Annotated in this window: 19 protein-coding genes and 1 pseudogene; 10 read left to right on the plus strand and 10 right to left on the minus strand. The window is 35.9% G+C overall.

Annotation, left to right across the window (positions count from 1 at the left end):
* Nucleotides 1–235: 235 nt before the first annotated feature.
* Nucleotides 236–373, plus strand: a complete 138-nt coding sequence (locus IC621_RS17080) for a hypothetical protein (RefSeq protein ID WP_191159647.1) — start codon at nucleotides 236–238, stop codon at nucleotides 371–373.
* A 200-nt stretch (nucleotides 374–573) separates the two neighbouring features.
* Here IC621_RS17080 and IC621_RS17085 read toward each other — a convergent pair whose 3' ends face one another.
* Nucleotides 574–726, minus strand: a complete 153-nt coding sequence (locus tag IC621_RS17085; protein WP_191159649.1) for a hypothetical protein — start codon at nucleotides 724–726, stop codon at nucleotides 574–576.
* A 1,570-nt stretch (nucleotides 727–2,296) separates the two neighbouring features.
* Between IC621_RS17085 and IC621_RS17090 the strand changes: the two genes are divergently transcribed.
* Entirely contained in the window at nucleotides 2,297–3,106 is an 810-nt protein-coding gene (locus IC621_RS17090; protein WP_191159651.1) for a CsxC family protein, read from the plus strand.
* A gap of 79 nt (nucleotides 3,107–3,185) precedes the next feature.
* Here the strand turns inward: IC621_RS17090 and IC621_RS17095 are convergent, their stop codons facing one another.
* The 3 genes from IC621_RS17095 to IC621_RS17105 all read right to left on the minus strand — a co-directional run bounded on the left by IC621_RS17095 (nucleotide 3,186) and on the right by IC621_RS17105 (nucleotide 6,226).
* Complete coding sequence (locus tag IC621_RS17095; RefSeq protein ID WP_191159653.1) at nucleotides 3,186–4,232, minus strand: hypothetical protein; 1,047 nt, start codon at nucleotides 4,230–4,232, stop codon at nucleotides 3,186–3,188.
* A gap of 131 nt (nucleotides 4,233–4,363) precedes the next feature.
* Nucleotides 4,364–5,158, minus strand: a complete 795-nt coding sequence (locus IC621_RS17100; protein ID WP_191159655.1) for a CsxC family protein — start codon at nucleotides 5,156–5,158, stop codon at nucleotides 4,364–4,366.
* 324 nt (nucleotides 5,159–5,482) lie between these two features.
* Nucleotides 5,483–6,226, minus strand: a complete 744-nt coding sequence (locus tag IC621_RS17105) for a CsxC family protein (protein WP_318153070.1) — start codon at nucleotides 6,224–6,226, stop codon at nucleotides 5,483–5,485.
* Nucleotides 6,227–6,455: 229 nt separating this feature from the next.
* Between IC621_RS17105 and IC621_RS17110 the strand changes: the two genes are divergently transcribed.
* The 4 genes from IC621_RS17110 (at nucleotide 6,456) to IC621_RS17120 (ending at nucleotide 9,957) form a co-directional block, all read left to right on the plus strand.
* Nucleotides 6,456–7,646, plus strand: coding sequence for a ParM/StbA family protein (locus IC621_RS17110; protein WP_191159657.1), 1,191 nt, complete (start codon nucleotides 6,456–6,458; stop codon nucleotides 7,644–7,646).
* Between the two features lie 5 nt (nucleotides 7,647–7,651).
* Nucleotides 7,652–8,026, plus strand: coding sequence for a hypothetical protein (locus IC621_RS17115; RefSeq protein ID WP_191159659.1), 375 nt, complete (start codon nucleotides 7,652–7,654; stop codon nucleotides 8,024–8,026).
* 452 nt (nucleotides 8,027–8,478) lie between these two features.
* Nucleotides 8,479–8,607 carry a hypothetical protein gene (locus IC621_RS26880; RefSeq protein ID WP_263575994.1) on the plus strand — a complete coding sequence of 43 codons (129 nt, stop codon included), beginning with the start codon at nucleotides 8,479–8,481 and terminating at the stop codon, nucleotides 8,605–8,607.
* Nucleotides 8,608–9,243: 636 nt separating this feature from the next.
* On the plus strand, nucleotides 9,244–9,957 hold the full coding sequence (locus IC621_RS17120) for a DUF421 domain-containing protein (RefSeq protein ID WP_191159661.1): 714 nt from the start codon (nucleotides 9,244–9,246) through the stop codon (nucleotides 9,955–9,957).
* 21 nt (nucleotides 9,958–9,978) lie between these two features.
* Here the strand turns inward: IC621_RS17120 and IC621_RS17125 are convergent.
* Nucleotides 9,979–10,353, minus strand: a pseudogene (locus tag IC621_RS17125) (YmaF family protein).
* 409 nt (nucleotides 10,354–10,762) lie between these two features.
* On the opposite strand from IC621_RS17125, the gene IC621_RS17130 reads away from it, so the two are divergent.
* Both IC621_RS17130 and IC621_RS17135 read left to right on the plus strand, forming a co-directional pair.
* Nucleotides 10,763–10,891, plus strand: a complete 129-nt coding sequence (locus IC621_RS17130; protein ID WP_191159664.1) for a YjcZ family sporulation protein — start codon at nucleotides 10,763–10,765, stop codon at nucleotides 10,889–10,891.
* A gap of 146 nt (nucleotides 10,892–11,037) precedes the next feature.
* Entirely contained in the window at nucleotides 11,038–11,298 is a 261-nt protein-coding gene (locus tag IC621_RS17135) for a stage VI sporulation protein F (RefSeq protein WP_191159667.1), read from the plus strand.
* Between the two features lie 71 nt (nucleotides 11,299–11,369).
* On the opposite strand, the gene IC621_RS17140 is transcribed toward IC621_RS17135, so the two are convergent.
* On the minus strand, nucleotides 11,370–13,643 hold the full coding sequence (locus IC621_RS17140) for an ATP-dependent helicase (RefSeq protein ID WP_396653055.1): 2,274 nt from the start codon (nucleotides 13,641–13,643) through the stop codon (nucleotides 11,370–11,372).
* Nucleotides 13,644–13,999: 356 nt separating this feature from the next.
* Between IC621_RS17140 and IC621_RS17145 the strand changes: the two genes are divergently transcribed.
* Together IC621_RS17145 and IC621_RS17150 are read left to right on the plus strand one after the other, a co-directional pair.
* Nucleotides 14,000–14,242, plus strand: a complete 243-nt coding sequence (locus tag IC621_RS17145; protein WP_191159670.1) for a hypothetical protein — start codon at nucleotides 14,000–14,002, stop codon at nucleotides 14,240–14,242.
* Nucleotides 14,243–14,451: 209 nt separating this feature from the next.
* On the plus strand, nucleotides 14,452–15,351 hold the full coding sequence (locus IC621_RS17150) for an MBL fold metallo-hydrolase (RefSeq protein ID WP_191159672.1): 900 nt from the start codon (nucleotides 14,452–14,454) through the stop codon (nucleotides 15,349–15,351).
* Between the two features lie 133 nt (nucleotides 15,352–15,484).
* On the opposite strand, the gene IC621_RS17155 is transcribed toward IC621_RS17150, so the two are convergent.
* From IC621_RS17155 to IC621_RS17170, 4 genes are all read right to left on the minus strand, one after another.
* Entirely contained in the window at nucleotides 15,485–16,159 is a 675-nt protein-coding gene (locus tag IC621_RS17155) for a DUF421 domain-containing protein (protein WP_191159674.1), read from the minus strand.
* 136 nt (nucleotides 16,160–16,295) lie between these two features.
* Complete coding sequence (locus IC621_RS17160) at nucleotides 16,296–16,721, minus strand: GNAT family N-acetyltransferase (RefSeq protein ID WP_191159676.1); 426 nt, start codon at nucleotides 16,719–16,721, stop codon at nucleotides 16,296–16,298.
* A 2-nt stretch (nucleotides 16,722–16,723) separates the two neighbouring features.
* On the minus strand, nucleotides 16,724–17,242 hold the full coding sequence (locus IC621_RS17165; RefSeq protein ID WP_191159678.1) for a YjcG family protein: 519 nt from the start codon (nucleotides 17,240–17,242) through the stop codon (nucleotides 16,724–16,726).
* A 75-nt stretch (nucleotides 17,243–17,317) separates the two neighbouring features.
* Nucleotides 17,318–18,040, minus strand: coding sequence for an alpha/beta hydrolase (locus IC621_RS17170; protein WP_318153071.1), 723 nt, complete (start codon nucleotides 18,038–18,040; stop codon nucleotides 17,318–17,320).
* Between the last annotated feature and the right edge of the window lie 265 nt (nucleotides 18,041–18,305).

Consider the following 18,305-nt stretch of genomic DNA (forward strand, 5'->3'; position numbering starts at 1 on the left):
ACATTGATATCAATGATTTTCGATAGAATAAAAAAATATTATCATTTTTAACTCTTTGCCTTTGCTGGAATTGCTCCGAATCACTGAGTTAATTATAAATAGGTTGCTAGATTAGGCTTAACGACTAGAACAACAAGTAATGTTACACATACAATAATACGAGCAGATTTTAAGTTCTCTTTTTTTATATTTTAGGAAAATCTGTAAAAAGAAAACATGAAAAGGTGGGGAATTTATGAAAAAAAGCAGCTTGAATCCTTCCCTTAAATCAACTGATTCCAATAAATCAAAGAATGCTACTGCAAAGTCAAAAAAAGTAAAGAAAAGAGGCTGTGGCTGCGGAAAGAAAAAAAGTCGCTCAAAGGATTACTAAAAAACTGACCATAGTCAGTTTTTTTAATGGGAGAAAACGATCTACCTTTAAATGTCAGAATACTAAATTTTGAAATGAGGGTGTTTTATGCTGGATCATACTGGATAAAAAGGGACAGATCTTTGTAAAAAACGGGCTCTGTTACTTTTTTGAAGTGGGGAGGTTCATTATACAGAAGAAAAATGGCTACATACAATAAATTAACGAATAGAAAGGAGGTTTTGGGTATGGGCTGTAGCTGTAAAAAATGTGATTGTTGGGACGACTGCTTCGACAAAGAATGTTCCTCTAAAAAAGACCATCATGACAAACACGATCATTGCTGCTGTAAGAAAGAAAAGTGTCACATGCATAAACAATGCTGCTGTAAGAAAGTAGAATGTTATAAAAAAGAATCTTGCTGCTGTAAAAAAGAAAATTGGTATAAATATGAATATGAATATTGCTACAAAAAAGTAAAACGTTACAAAAAATGCTAATTGTTATAAAAATGCCACTTATAAACATGATCAAGCTTGTAAAAAAGCTGATTATTTCAAAGGCTGTCCATTATAAGGATTGATTATGTAAGATCTTCATATTAGGAAAAGTGTCAGTGATACAGAGTGCTGAAATGGAAAACAATTCCCTTTAAACTTATTGCATTATAAAAGCAATTTGCTAATGAAGAAGCTTGTGACATCAGTTTCAAAGAATTTAAAGTCTAACGGTTTTTGACGCTCTCTATGTGGCCGCGAAGAGTGTTAAGGGACCAAAACTCGAAAGTTAACATTTTATGAAAGCAAGCATTGGAGGTATTAGGCAACTGTTACAGTGGATACTGTGATTGTTGGGCAACTTCTATGTTGCTTAACGATAATAACGGTGTGTCTGGAACCATGCCTTCCGAAGCACTTGAAGTAACGATTAAAATCGCTTGGTTCATACTCCACATCATTCTAAGGTGATAGGGATGACGAAGGTGGATACTACGCCATCCGGCATTTGGAAAATGGATGCAGCGTTCTAAGCTTAACGGAAGGCAGTAAACACGAATATGGTATAAATCAAATAAAAGTAATTGTAGGACTTTATTTGAATAAGAAGGACAATCTGCAGTATATCAAATTAGAAGTTATTTCGGATGTAAACGCGCTCCTCTTATCGAAATTGCTAGCAGACTATTGAACCTGGTTGTGTAATTTGCAGTGAGGGTTACAAATTTAATAATTTAAAACAGCTCCGTCCAAAGAAATTTTTCTGAACGAGGTTAATAAGTTTAATTCTGAATAGTAGCCGGATCACTTGGAATGGCTTCTTACAGTAATTTAAAATGCAAAAGGTACTGTCACTGGTACGTTTCATTGGTTTGGCGCCAAGCATCTTCTATCGTACCTATAAGAATTTCTGTTTTCAATTTAACCTCCGTAAATTTAAGGAAGAAAGTGTTCAATAAGTTGTTGACATTCTTTGCCTATACACCTGCCATCACTTTTTCTAAGCAAGTGGATAGTCGTTAATAATATAAATGTTAAGATTTAGATTTGCATTTGCTTGTCCTGTCACAACCTTAGGGGGGAATGAAGTATATTACTCAATTAACCTATCGAGGTTATCCCTAACTATAAGAATCTTATAATCCTAGCATTAATCATTCTAATTCTATGAATAGCCTAATTCAATAGCTAAACCAGAAGATCAACAAGACTTAACACTTAAGTCAAATCAGAAAAAAAGAAGTAAAAAGTGTTACACACTTGTAGGTTATATTAAACAAAATATAGCCGAAATATCCAAAATATGTGTGAATGTCTATCGACACTAGTCCATGCCGATATAACTTTAGAGCATATAAAATAGTAAGGCAAAAGCAAGGAGTAATGCACTATAAAGGATTATACTTCTAATTGCTTTTGATTCAAAAATATAAAGGAGTGAAATTTAATGAAAAAGAATACAGGCTGTGGTTGTAACGACCACCATAACAGTTGCCCTCCGGCAATGCAGTGTGATAAAGCTGATACAAAAACTGTTGAATGTGATAATAAGTCCTTTAAACCAGAACGATTTCCTAAACAAAAGGTGCCTGTTATTGACGTTCCAGTTGTCCTTGCAGAAGTAGAATTGCTAGCAGATGTTGAAGCGAATATTAAACTTCCTTCGCCGGCAAGGGAAATTAAATGGATTCGTAAGAACATTTCTTTAAAACAGTGTAAAGCATTTGTGCGTGAGTTTGATCGCTTTAAAGCTAAGGTATTTATCACTGGTGTCGTGCACAAAAATATTCAATATGTCGAAGATTGCAGCGGTTTTGTAAGAGATTATAGCGTAGATGTTCCTTTTAGCTGTAACCAAACTGTAAAACTTTTCAATCCTGCCGTTCAATTTTTTAGTAGAAAAAGTTCGATTGATGAATATAGATTTCTAGATAAAGATGGTCATGGAGCAGACCGTTGCACATTTGGATCATTTACAGACGAGGATTATAATGAACCGATTGAATGTAAATTGATTTTCTCTGAAATTACAGAGTTGGATTTATTAAAAGACTTTGATCATTTCGGTCGTTTCAAAAAGATCACTGAAAAAATGGAAGTTCTCCTATTTTTCAAATTATTACAAACTCAACAATTTGATCCTAGAAAGTTTGATCACGATCATTGCGATGATGATCATGGTGATGGCGATGATGCAGCTCATACAGATTTATGCTTACGCGATAGAATTAAAATGCGTAGAGATAGAAATCGTTAATTAGTGATGTGTTCAAATAAGACTAGGTGTCTCATATTTTTTGAGGCACCTATCATTAACGGTCACTTAATCGGTATTTTCAGATTAAATTAAGTTCGACATACTGCGGCTGCATTAAATCCATATCTATGTTTGCTCTCCCTAGAATACAAAGCTTTGAATTTCCAGATTGAGATTCTAATTCCTTATGCCATACAAAGTTAATAGAGTGAAGATGATATTCAATTTGATCAGCAAACTGTTCGTAATATTCACGATGAAGGCTAACCTCATTTTGAGTCTTAGATTGAAACATATACTCTTTTTGATTCCTGCTTGGTGTAATAGGAGGATAAATCCATTCAACACCTATTATTTTTTCCCATGGAATTGGAACATTTACCGTATGAAGAGATTGTGAATCATTCTCACTAGCAAATTCGACTTTGGCAATGAATATTCCTTTTAGGAAAACGGTTGTTTCAGGCAGAAGTACTTGAACTTTTACATTCTGAACTGTCCAATCAACTTTTGTTATATTGGTTAATGGACATGATAAGTCAAATGAATCAAAAATATCAATATCTATTTCTTCCTTTGCGAGTAATACAGGAAGTTTTACAATAGTATGGTGATTTTCTTCTTTGTTTCTTTTTCGACTGTCTAAAACATAATGACTATCATTTTCATCCTCTAAATCCGAAGTAATAAGTTCTTTTTTCCAAGAATCATGATAGGACTTTTTCTTTTTCGGAGCGTTTATTTTTAGAAGTTCTTTCTTCATTGATTTATTTAAATTATTTTCCTCACATAGCTCTTTATCATTTTGATGATTTTCATCATTCTTTCGTTCATCTACAAGTGAGATTTCATCCTCTAAGGACTCATCCTTTTCTTCTTCCCTTGAATCTTCTTCATATTTTCCCGCTGCATAAGTATCAGAATCTATATGACTTTCAAATTGATCTTCATGGGCATTTAAAGCCGATGATTTTTCTTTTTTTTGTTTTTTAGCACTAGCTATTGTTTGGTCCTTCTTTTCTTTTTTCATGTGAAGACTATTAACTTTAGGAGGAGAAAAAATTAACGGCGTAGAGAATTTTTTTGCAGGTCCTTTGACGTCTGAACTTATTTTCTTGGTTATCATATTTCTAGTTCCCTCCTCTCATTTTTTGTTTTAATAGGACAATATCCAATAAATTCGTTTTATTAAAACAGGAAAAGGGATAATACCAAATTGAATTAGTATATCCCATCCCCTCTAATGTTTATGACAAATCATTCGCAATCGTCATAGCAATCATGATCATCGAAACAATCGCAATCACAGTCGTGATCATCATTTGTTGTAGAAGAAACTCGTAATTGTTGATTTTGAAGGACCTTCAGTTTAAAATCTACAACCATTTTTTCTTCAATTTTTGAAAAATAGCCCTCTCCAATTGGAGAATCGTTTGGAAGAGTTACTCGATCTATCGCCTCATCCCATTCAATAATTTTGCTGGAAACTAGTTCACAGAAAGGAAGTTCATTATAAAATTGGGTACTCTCTTGATGAAATTGGGAAAGATCACTAGTAAGTAATTCGTCTTTTTCCGGAAAACCAGATGATAATGGTTTGGAAACAAAGAAATCGAACTCCTTACGATCGTTTACTTCTGGCATGATTGGCTTTGTTAAAAATTTTTTGATTTCTGTTATACATTGAAAAGGAACATCAACTGTATAAGAATGCAAATCAGAAGCTATAGACTTCTTAGTGTTCCCTTCGATTTCTTTACAAGGACTTGCATATTGAATATTTTTTCGGACAAATCCTTTCACAAACAATTTATTCGTTGGCAACAACAGACGGCACTGTGTTAATTTAATTCTTTTCTTAACATCTTTAATTTCCAATACTGGCTCAGGAAATTTTATGATCGTATCCAAATTAACTTGAATAGAGAGTTCAGCTAATACTACAGGTACCTTTGTAATAATTTTTCCAATACTTACATGCGGATGATGCGGTACATTTTCACAATCTTTACAATCTTGGTTAACTTTATTATTTTTATATGAGTCTGACATTCATAATCCTCCTCGTAAAATCAAAGATAATTCATCCTATGCGGTACAAATGACTATGTATGGGCTAGTGCCCAGGGACATTCTCAGAATTTTTTTACGAGTATGTCTGTTCATCTTTAAATTCAATAATTTCAGATAAGTAGAATGAATGAATGACATTGTCAAATTAACAGGAATGTAATAATAATAAGTGAGGGGGAAAATAAAATCGAATAAGCAGAAAAAATGCATTATCACCGACATACCTCATAAAGAAATCTGTCATGATAATACACTAAGCAAACTCTTTTGATCATCTTTGGTTTTAGTTCGTTTTTTCTTTAATTAACCATTGTTCCCATTATCGCCAACTGCAACAGGCTGATTTTGTAAGATTCTAATATCAAACCGTAAGAACATCTTTTCGACTAAATTATGGAAAATACCTTCCTCAAATGGGCCATGATCCGGTAAAGGCTCACGGTCTGTTGATTCATCCCATTCAACAATACGACTTCTTAATAATTCGCAAAAAGGAAGTTGATTGTAGAACTGAGTACTTATTTGATGGAATTGGGAAAGGTCACTTGAAAGAAGTTGATCTTTTTCAGGGAAGCCATCTCCTAAGTCTTGAGCTCTAAAGAAATCAAATTCTTCACTAGTATTAGTTCTCGGATCAATTGGCGGAGTGTCAAAATCATCCGGATCAATAGATGTTACACATTCCCATGGTACATCTACTGTTAATGAGCGCAGGTTTGATGACACGCAGCTATCTGATGCTCCGGGACAAGGAGTTGCATATTGAATATTTTTCCGGACAAATCCTTTTAAAAACAGCTGATTCGTTGGCAATAATAGACGACATTGGACAATCTTAAGCCTCTTTTTGATATCTTTGATTTCTAAAACAGGGTCTGGAAAATGAATATTTGCAACCAAGTTAGTTGAAACTCTTAACGTCGCCAAGATAACTGGAGCATTTATAACCGCATTACTGATGCCAGTTGTGGGTCTTGGAGTAGAATCACATTGCTCGATAGATGCGGATTTATTAAAACTAATACATTTTTTGTTCTTTTTCATCATTTAATTCCTCCTTTTTATTTTGGGTACAGTTTATCCTATGCGATAGAAAATTTTTGGGATAGGTGATTGAAGCAGTGTAAACGCGGAATTTCATTAAAAAATAGACATTTCAATTTGTGAATTCACACTAGAGATCGTCACTATTAAAAATTATCCTTCTTCAAAAAAAATAGGTACTTGCACCATCCAATTACCATCATGCATAGGATTCAACAGGAGGAGGATAATCATGGAGAGACATAATTTTATTGCCGCTGACATTGGAAATAGCTGGTATAAAGTGTTGGCATCAGACAATGAATTCATAAGTGAATATCAAATGCCAAATGCTGTTGCATTGTTTGATGATGAATTCTATGAAATGCCATACGATGAAGAAGATGTAGTGTTTGAAGAAAACCTCATAGTTGAGGTGAAGAGTCAGGCAATTGTAGATAAAAGAGAAATTTATTATATAGGAAAAGCGGCTGCTAGACAAAAAAATGTAAGTTTAACATCTTTTAATAATCAAAAAGTGCTGGAGGATCGAACTTATATCCTTCTTTTTGGAATTGCAGCCTATCATGCCCATTTATCAAACCCTCAAGATACAGAAATACATTATGAATTAGACCAACTAGCGGTTTCGCTCCCAACTACACAATATAAAGAGAAAAAAGATCTCCTGAAACAACGCCTGCTTGGTACACATACCGTTATTTTCCATAAAGTACCGGGCCTTCCAGAGCCTAAGGAAGTGGTCGTCAAACTAATTATTAATGATGTGGTTGTTGGTGCAGAAGGAGCATGTGCCTATTTAGGACTAACACGTGACCAAACTACTTTAGGAATTAAAGATGATTATCTTGTAAAAGAATCACAAAAAGGGATCATCATCGGTGACCTGGGAGGAGACTCAGTTGACTTTGTAGGAATAAAAAATAATAAACCGGTTGCCTCAGTCGAAGGTGAAACATTTGGTATTAACCAGTTTCTTGACAATATTATTCAAAAAGTCAGTAAGAATGAATTGTATAAATTTGACTCGCGCTCAGAACTTGAAGAAAAATTGGCTGAGGGTCAATCAGAATGGTACGTGGAACCATTTGCAGGTGTAAAAAAAGATATTAGCAAGTATATCCATCCCCAATTAAAATCAATGGCGATTAAATATCTAGAACACTTCGACCGTGTTCGGAGCAGCTCAAATGAAGTGAAGGGAGCAGTCAGGTATATTGCTGTTGGGGGAGCGGCTAAACTTGCCCAAAAACACATTCAAGAAGCTGCGGTGAAATGGGCAGAAAGAGGACGTCCGATAGAATTAGTTTTCCCAGAGGACGCAGAAAAACTGAATGTAATGGGTCTTTTAATTCTAGCTAAAATGAATCATCTAAAAAAGCAGCTTAACAAACCGGTCGAATTAGTTTCAATTGAGGGTTGATGGAAATGTCGAAAACCTACACTGATTATGACAATAAAATCGTTTTAACGATTCCCGACGAATTTATAGATGTCAAAACAGGTGAGTCCCATTTGGTATCGAAAAAAATAGAGGAGCAAATAGAATATCATTCAGAAAACAGTACACTTGGACATTTACTTCTTTCTGCCTTACATTACTACCTTAATCCAGGATCATCCAATCGAGCAAAGACCGATCAAATTTTGCATGAGCTTTCGGTCATTAAAATGATAATGGAACAAGGAAATTTCCAATTAAATCACTCACCTAAGTTGAATCGTCAAAAAGAGAATAAATCAACAAAAAATGCGGTGGATATAAAAGAGGTAGAAGATGTTTTAGAATCTTTTGGAGGTTAGGGATAGTGAATGGGAGTCAATAGAATATAAAGCAGAGGATATAACTCTGCTTATTTATTTTTGATTTAAGCCCTTCTTTCACCAACTCTAACCTTTTCTTTTTAATTGTTGTACATATACCATATGGTCAAAGGTGCTCTGTAATAACTCAGTCAAAAAGATTGCCTACTATTGAGAGCAAGGATGGAATAGCTATATCTGCTATGAAGAAGATAGTACCGGGATTTTCAAGGACAATATCACTTATGAACGAATTGATTAAGTGTTGAAGTGAAAAGTGAAAAAATCAAAATAATTTAACTGTTATTGTAGATGAACTCTCATTAAATTACTGGACCCGCTAAGGAAAGTATATAAAGCCATTTAGAATAGGGGATTGACTTAGAAACTTCTTTTCTTTGAAATCATATGATAGTTCATAAATATTGTTGAAATGGAAGGAAGGAGAATGCATGAAAAAACCTATGAGTGGTCCTTCCCTCAATGGTAATAAACCAAAACAGGCAAGTGACGGCTTAACAAAACAGAAAAAAATAAAAAAATCTGGCTGTGGATGTAAGAAAAAAAGAAGACGGTCATAATTCGATGAATAGAAGCAAAGATTGTTCGACATTCCCTAAGAAGTATTGAAAGTTCAGGGATCGCTGTCAGAACCAGATTCCTTTTGGTCCAGTCCATTTAGTTACAATAAAGAAAACGACTTAGGGGCTCTCCCCTATTTTAAAAAATGAATGAGCTGCGCATTTTTTAATATTGGCTTTTTTCTTGAATTATAGAAGTTTACTTGCTGGTAGCTGGATAGGGAAATATTGAAAACGGGTATGAAGATGAGCTTATTAGTTCTTTATAATAGCAATCTTATTAGTGTATTTATTAGACTTTACTAGATAAAGAAAACCAAAATCCAACAATAATTAAACAGAATGAAAAAGGCTATTTAACTAGTAGAAAAAAATTTTAAAAATATGAAAGGACGCGTTTATTTAGGAACGCGTCTTTTCGTGTATCTGGGCAATTAATAAAACAAGAGGTTGTCTAAAACCTTATGTTTTCATGCAACTGAACCAAGTTTATAGAGAAGTCAATAAAGAGTCATTGTGTTAACTGAAAATGCATGTCAATTACAAACTAGAGATGATGTTGGAGTTGTTTAAGGAATATTTCCATCTTATAGGAGGTACTCTATTTCATATGAATGATTAAAGGGGACATCAAATATGCCAGAGTGGATAGAGATAGCAATTCGATCAACAGGAATGATATTCAGCCTTTTTTTTATAACAAAGATTCTCGGCAAAAAGCAATTATCAAAGCTGTCTTTTTTTGAATACATTGTTGGTATTATAGTTGGTGATATTGCTGGTACGATTTCCATGGATGTAGATTTGCATCTGATTAATGGGATTACCTCTATCCTAATTTGGTTTTTTGTATTGATAGTGATTGAGTTTTTGGTGATAAGAAGTAAAACCTTTCGAAAAGTAGTAGAAGGCACCTCGACTCCCTTTATTAAAAATGGTGAGATTCTCGAAGGGAATTTAAAAAAAGAACGGTATACTGCCTATGAATTACTTGAACAGCTTAGAAAAAAGGATGTCTTGCAAGTAGAAGATGTTGAATTTGCAACATTGGAAACAAATGGAGACTTAAGTGTTTTTTTAAAGAAGGAAAAGCAGCCAGTTACACGGGAAGATCTGTTTGGTCTATATCCCCCTGTAAAAATACCGCAAACGATCATTCTAGAAGGGAAATGGTTAAAGGAAACACTTGTAGGCAATGGATGGACGGAGGAATGGTTAATGTCTAAATTACAACGACGAAATGTAAAACTAAAAGACATATTCTTAGCACAATTAGATTCAGAAGGTGAACTATATATCGATTTTTATGGGGATGGCGGTGATGTCGGTGCCAGGCACCAGAATGAATAAATGGTGCCTGGCACCGACAAATTATAGACTTGTTTTTCCACTATATCTATGTCTATGCGGAGTAGCTCCATCTGCGGTGGTAACACCGCTAAATTCGTGATAATGGCCACCTCTAGGAAGAGGAATAGCAGGACCGGTCACACCCCTGATCTGATGTTTGTGACCATCATTGAAAGAAGTGAATGTAAAGTACTTATGGGTATGCGGAACTCCATTTGGGGCTGGTTCAGTAGTTCCAGCATATTGATGTCTATGTCCAACATCACTAGAGGTGACTCCTTTAAATTCGTGGACATGAACTGGTCTTCCATTCCATGAAGTAATTTAAAGATGGTGGGAATGCATAGGATCTGAACCATCTGCATGATACATGAATCCAGAAACAGGTATTTCCATGAATAAACTCCTTTTTGCTTTTTTTAGGTAATGTATGAAATAAAAGTCAAAAAAATGACTCTGATCAGTCTATTTTTTAGAGATAGTACTGCTTGAAATGGTTGGGTAATTAAAAGCATCCAACCCTTTTTTGTTAATCGAAAACCACTTGCTAGTGGTTCTGAAAAGCTTATTGTAGAGCTGAAATTTAAGTTAATTAAAGCATTAACGAATGAAAGCTAGTTAGCGAAATCCAGTTCCAGGCGCAATCGGCACGAGGTCATAAGCCAATAGCTGGGCACTTTCCACCTTTCTTATACGCTTGTTTATTTTTTAAGGAAATTCCACTAATGCCCTATGCACGGGTCTATTCCAAGTTCTACTTATCCGCATATTGTATAAGTGACGAAGAATAGAGGAGGTGCTGTTAATGGGTTACGGTTACTATGGTGGCGGAGGCTACGGTGGTGGAGGCTACTACGGTTCAACATTCGTATTGATTGTAGTATTATTCATCTTGTTGATCATCGTAGGCGCAAGCTTCAATAACGACTACTAATTTGTAAACTATAACAACCTCAGAAAGTACGGGAACCATTTCTCGTGCTTTCTATTTGATTAATGGTATAGATCAATTCATCAAGGTAGGCACACAATGAAGCATGCTTCATAGAATATAGCATACATGTAAGGAGGCCGAGATAAATGGATAATCATTTCTTCAAAAACATTGAAAAGAAAACCGGTGTAAACATGAAAGATGTTTTATCATTGGCAAACTCTCTTCAAAATGCCAATTTTAAAGATGAGAATACGGTACGAAGTGTTATTAAACGCGTTGCCCAAATTGCTAATAAACGGGTTCCGAAAGACCTTGAAGATAAAATTGTTAACTCAATCGTAAGCGGGAATGAAAGCTTGGACTTCAACACGATTTCAAAAATGATCAACAACCCGAAAAAATAAAAATAGGGTGCCAGGCACCATTTATTCATTTTGGTGCCTGGCACCAAAAATGAAATAAGGTGCCAGGCACCCTAAATGATAGGCCGTAAAAACCTGGATGGGTTAGCTTTTCTTCCTCTTCGCATCGTTGGCATGGAGACATAGAGACCATGTTTAGCTCTTGTCATGGCGACGTATAGAAGACGGCGTTCTTCTTCCAATGGGGCGTTCTCGCCTTTTCGCAAGGATTCTAATGCAAAGTCGTGCGGCAGAGAGCCGTCTACAGCACCTACTATATAAACATTCTTGAATTCTAATCCTTTTGCCCTGTGTATGGTCATCAGCTGTACAGCTTTTTTAGGTTTTTCTAAATTTCTTCTTTCTTGAACGGCAGCCCGCATATGATCAATGTGTTCCAGAAACGAAGCAAGGTCGTCAAATTTTTTCGCTACGACTTTAAGGTCCTTTATTTCATCAGATCCCTTTTCAATTGCATTTCCTTCATTTCCCCGTTTTTTTACATAATCATCAAAGCCCATATCCTTTTCAATAATCTCAATTGCTGTTGCAGGCGGATATCGCTGAAGCTTAGAAAAATGAGGGATAATCTGGTTGAGTTTTTTTTGCTGAAAAGGAAGAAGGTTAGAAAGCTTTCCTAATGCTTCTACAAGTGTGCAATCGTGAAAAATAGAAAGAGCTTTTAAGTCGTTCAAAGCTGACTGTTTAATAAACAAGGCAGACAGTAGGTGGCTCGCTGCTTCCGAATGATCGGGGTTCAATGAAAGCCGCATGAATGCAAGCAAATTCTTCACAATTCTTCTGTCATAAAAAGAGGAATGATCCTGCTCCATGACGAAAGGAATACTTGACTGGTGTAAACGTTCAAAAACCGCTCGGCCGTTTGCATGAGTTCGATAAAGAATCGCAAAGTCTTCCGGGGATGCGCCGTTTTCCATTTTTTCTTTCATATCATTTACGATCATCGTCGCTTCAACTTCCTCATCATACGGTGAAAAAACAACCGGCCCTTCCTTCCGTTCATAATGTGCAGTAATCTCCTTTTGATAACGGTGCTTATTAAGTGAAATGATCTGCTTGGCTGTTGAAACAATTGGATGACTTGAACGGTAATTTTTTTTCAAATGAACAATCTCTGCGTTTGGAAAGTCTTTTTTAAAATTTAAAATAATCGAAGGATCGCTTCCTCTAAAAGCATAAATGGATTGATCGTCATCTCCGACTGCACATAAATTACCGCTTTTTGCAGAGAGCATTTTAATCATTTCGTATTGAATAGGATTGATATCTTGAAATTCATCAACGAGAAAATAATGGAATCGCTCTTGATATTTTTTCAAAATATGGGGCTCTTGTTTAAAAAGCTCATAGCATTTTAGAAGCATATCATCAAAATCAAACTGATCTCGCTCGTGCTTCAACTTCTCATAATGTCTATATAAAAAATGGACTTTTTCTTCCCAATCACCTTTTGGTACAAATTTTTCTTCAGGGAGTAATGTGTTTTTCCAAAAGCTTATTTGCTGGAGTGCCTGATCATAAGGAAACTCCTTTTCATCAAGTCCAAGCTCCTTTCCTGCTTGTTTCACGTATTGCTCTTTCTGCCAGTCCCATTTAATCAAATTCGGACCCTGCCATTTTCCGGGCTGATGGAACGACAAAATTTTATAAAAAATACTGTGAAAGGTTCCAGTTAGCAATCGTTTCGTTTTGTTTGAAGACAATCCATTTATCATGATAATCCTGTCTTTCATTTCGCGAGCAGCTTTTGATGTGAACGTAACAAGCATCATTGACTCAGGCTCAATTTGATGAGTTTGTATCATGTGGGCGGCCCGTGCTGTCAGTACTCTCGTTTTCCCGCTGCCTGCTCCTGCTAATACAAGCAATGAACCATGTACAGCAGTTACTGCCCGTTCCTGATCGGTATTCAAGGAAATTTCTCCAATCAATTTATGAGAAAGAAGCTCGTTACTAGGATGATAGCTTTCGATAATACGAATTGGCTTCGGTTCATCCCAAACCTTTTCTTTTTCAATGGTAGAGACACCAGTAATAGCCCGCCCCTTAGGTATTCGAAACCCGTTTCGCTCAGCATATGCATGATGACCAGCGGCAGCCGAAGGTTTCTCAACTGTCAGGCAGGCTATTTCACAATCGGTAAAGTCCCCATTTTCAAAATGTGAAAAAGCCGGAGGAGTATTCATACTAAAGTAAAGCTTTACAGGATTATCACAATGAGCACATCTTACATAGCCTCTCAGGCTATTCTCGTATAATTTTTGCAAGCTATCAGGCGTAATTGTTGAAAGCCTGACCGTTTCCTTTTTAAATTTTGCACAATCCAAAAAGAGGTCCCCTCCCATAATTTCACAAAGCTGTTTTCGTAAGCTTTGCCACTATTAAAACATTGTAAGGTTAGAGGCAGGGATGCAGCCTGACAACCTGCCAATTTATCTTAGTAAAGGATTTTTACAATAAAAAATAATCATTTAGAAAAAAATGATCACAAATATTCATGAATTTATCTGAAATGACAACCTCTATCTTATCAAAACTCAGCGTCTTTGAAAAAGGGATTTTGCATAGGTTTCTAAAAAATGAAAAAGAGAGATTCTTTATTAGAAGCTTTGATTTGTAGATTTACCAGATCGGTTTACTGCACGTTATGAGTGGGGTCATAACATGGAAGAGGAGGGATTGGATGGGATATGTTGCACCGGTAACAAACTATCAGTATATTCAATATGCTAATCGGATGGAGAAAACACTTCCTAACTATACACAATTTATGAAAATATCAAGTATCAACCTAACCAGACAATATATAGAACAGCAACGGAAACATGATCAGTATAGCTTAGCTGACATTATTATCAGCAAAAAGAAAAAGAACAAATACCAATTTCAAGAAGGGAAAGGAATCACCTTCAACGAATATGTTTGAAAAGGCTGTTTTCATTGTTGCACATGAAGTTAAGCTGCCTCCAGAGGTCAGAGGTGTATAGTGAGTCTTTAAAGCAATCGGCGACTAAGGTCACTTATAAAAGAGATAAGACCGAAAAACGCAAGGCGCTAATCCTTCGAAGATAAGGCAAAACGAGTCGGCAGGCAGGAAGGATATGAACTGATAAAAAAGAAAATGAGGTTTGTCCCATGGAATTTCAACAAATTAATGAAAATTGTTATTACTTTCAAGGAGCAGTGAATATTGGCTATATTCATGATGGAAAGACTGGCTTGCTCATTGATGCAGGATTAGAAAAACATGCGATGAAAAAGGTATTAAAAAAGCTGGAGAGTGAAGGTTTGCCAATAACACACCTGTTTATTACGCACGCTCATGCAGATCATTATGGCGGAGCTGCCTATTTGCAGTCAACGAAAAAAATCTTAACTTTTGCTCCTAAAATAGAGGAGGCTATTTTAGAAAACCCTTTATTTGAACCGCTCTATCTATTTCAAGGAAATGAGCCAATAACTGAATTAAGAAATAAATTTTTAGAGGGAACTAGAGTTAAAGTTGATCAAGTGGTTGAGGAAGGGGATCTCCTGCTAGGGAATTTAAAGATCAACATCTATTCATTACCCGGACACAGCATCAATCAATTGGGGCTAATAGGATACAATATTTTTTATTGTGCAGATGCTTATTTTGGTCCTGAACAACTAATAAAGCATAAAATTCCATTTATCATTGATGGAGAAAAAACTCTTCAAACTTTACATAAAATCAAGTCGATCCCATGTGACGGAGCAGTTCCTGGCCATGGGAGATTTGAAGAGGCGTATGCAAAAACAGTTGACGAAAACATACGCTGCCACGAAGAAATCCTTGAAGATGTGTATCATACGATAGCCTATACTGCGGGCGGAATTCCCCAGGAAGAGCTTGTCAGGCGAATGTGTCAAAAATATCATGTTGAATTAAAAAACCTCTCATCCTGGTTATTGTATAGAACAGCTGTAATGGCCTATGTTACAAAGCTATTTAAAGATGAAAAAATTGAATGGTCATTTGAAAACTCTATTTTTAAAATAAAGCTCGTATCCTAACAATTGTTGTTTGTATCAACAGAGCAATCGGTTTTACATGGATTGCTTTAAGTCATATCTCGCACTTCTCACATCAATTGATACAACCAATCTTTTGAACAAGGTTTGTAAAAGAAGATTAAAAAAGAGAGCTTTAAAGTTGTTGAACGAACAACCCGGCTCCCTCTTGCCATTCTGCATAAAACACATCTTTAACACGTTCGATTTTTTGCTGCTTTAGTTGTCCAATAAGCCAATCCTTTGAAAGGCGAGCCTCTTTTAAATTATCCCAAACAATTTCACCGTCAATAATTAACGTGATAGGAAGGTTCACATTGTTTGCGGAAAGATTAAGGTCACTTAATGTCGGTGTATCAAATGGCGCCTTCTTTAGAACACTGACGGTACCATCTGTTTCGAGGATTGCATACTCTATTTCTCTTAAAGAAAATACCCCTTTACTACGGATAAGATGCTGCAGTTGGTTGATATCCAATTTTGCCTTCTTTAATACTTGCTTTAAGATTTGTCCTTTGTGAATAATGATGGCTGGACTTCCTTCAAAAAACTTCCGAGTCCCTTTGAACTTTTGGGTGATCACTTCAATCATGTAAATTAATATCCCCCATAGTGCAGTAGCAAACAATATTTTTACCAAACCAATATTTTCATCAAATACGGCATTCCCAACTAGCTCACCAAGGACGAGAGCTGAAATGAAATCGAAAGGAGTAATCTGAGTAATTTGTGTTTTTCCAAGGATAGTCGTAATCACAAACAAACCAAAAAAACCAATTATCAATTCTACAGAAATCTTTGCAAATTCCATGGCAGCCCTCCGAGCGAAATGTCTTACTGTTAGAATGCTCGGTTGTTTACAGGTTTATCATCATTTTTTAAAACTTGTTCATGCAAAATTCACAATCCATACAAAAGGCAGCTGATAACAGCTGCCTTTAAATAGCTTAGAGATGATCTTTCACCATTGTCACATGCGGAATTCCCGCATCTAAATATTCTTCAGAAATTACTTTATATCCAAGCTTTTCGTAGAATGAAACCGCATGGGTTTGGGCGCTTAGCTTAAATTTGCTGGCTCCTTTTTCTTTTGCAACATCCTCAAGCTTTTCCATAATTATGTTGCCTGCCCCGCGGCCGCGATATTCGGGAAGAATACATATACGCTCCATCTTTCCGTAACCGTCAACTATACGCAGCCGCCCTGCTCCTGCAGGAAGAGTCTCATCATATAGAATGACATGGGTGGCTTCCTCTTCAAGGTCATCAATTTCTTCTTCCTCAGGGACTTGTTGTTCTTCTACGAACACTTTTTTTCTAACATAAAAGGCATCTTCTAGTGCTTCATTTGTTTCAACGACCTTAACTTCCATTTCTATTCTAAATCCTTTCCAAGACGGAATGTTTCATAAACTGTCCATGATCCGTTTTCAAGCTGATAAAGAAGATGGAAGCGGTCAATGGTTTCTGATTGCTCAATATTCATCATTTTTAATGAACCTAAAACATCTGAGTGTTCATCATCAGATAATTTTTGACCGATTGTAATGTGGGGAACGAAAGAATACTCAGGATTACTTTCAAGTTTTCCGCTGTGAAGAGCCTTGTGCAAGCTCAAAATTTCCTCCGTTGGTTCCACTTTTAAATAAATGACATTGTTTACAGGTGAAAACGAGCTGAATTTTTTAATCGTTAATTCGATTGGATCGGTTGACTTTGCTACCTCTCGAATCGCATTAGCAATCACGTTTATTTCTTCGTCTGTTGCTTCAAACGGAGACTTTAATGTGAGATGCGGAGTAATCAGCGCATAATGAGGGTCATAGCGTTTACGGTATGAGTTCGCAAGATCCTGTACTTTTTTCGATGGAAATATCACAATTCCGTATTTCATAAGATTCCCTCCTAATTAAGTGCTTTCAATTTGTATACCTATTATATCAAATGTTTGGTTGATTCGGACAATGGTTTAGAACATGACTATTAGCGCATTTTTTAATAAAGGCTGCCAGTATGTCCATTTATGATCACCATCAAACTCTTCATAGGTATAAGAAAAACCTTTTTCTTTAAAAAGTAAAGACAGCTCCCTGTTTGGTGTAATAAAATCCTTTACTTCTCCATCTGTTGTTTTCACTTCATCCTCTTTTGTACCAATTTGATGATAAATAGTCAAAAGTTCCTTTGAAGTAAATTTTTCAACCTCTGATAGAACATATGAATTGACAAATGGTGATTGCAAAGCGACTTTTCCAAATATATTTGGATAGTCGAGGCTTGCCATCAACGAAACAGTTGCAGCCAATGAATCCCCGATTAAGGCCCGTCCATATCCCATCTGATAGGTTGGATATTCACGGTCTATGTATGGAACTAGCTCATGTGCTAAAAAGCGTTTATATGACTCAAATTTGGCTCCATTTGTATGGTACTTTTCTTTTCTATCCTCTACACTCTTATAAGGAATTCCGACAACAATGGTGTTTTCTATCTCCTTGTTAGCTAATAATTGCTCTAGCTGTCTTGCAACTCTCCCCAATTGAAAGTAATCCCGGCCATCTTGGGCAATTAAAACATTATACTTATAAAGAGGAGAAAACGATTTTGGCAAATAAACTAAAAGAGTGACCTCTTCTTGAAGCTCTTTAGATTCAAAAGCGATTTCTTTGACGATACCTGCCTGCTTTACCACGATCATTCCCCCAAGCAATCCTTAAAATATTTCAGTTTTTAGCTTCGTTTTTTTCATGAAGCATGAAGCGTTTCCATCTATTTTAGCATGATTAGGATAAAAATTCTCATATATCGATTCGAGAGATCGAGTCAAGTACTTGTGGGAGTTTTTTTCTGAAGCTTGGTAACTCCTCTTTTGTGTATTGTTCTGACCTTTTTATGGTAACGCTTCCCCTTTTTGTTTGGGGTCTCTCGTAATCTTATGTCTCGTTTTTTAAATGCCT

The organism is Metabacillus arenae, from assembly GCF_014773385.1.
Taxonomy (GTDB): Bacteria; Bacillota; Bacilli; order Bacillales; family Bacillaceae; genus Metabacillus_D; species Metabacillus_D arenae.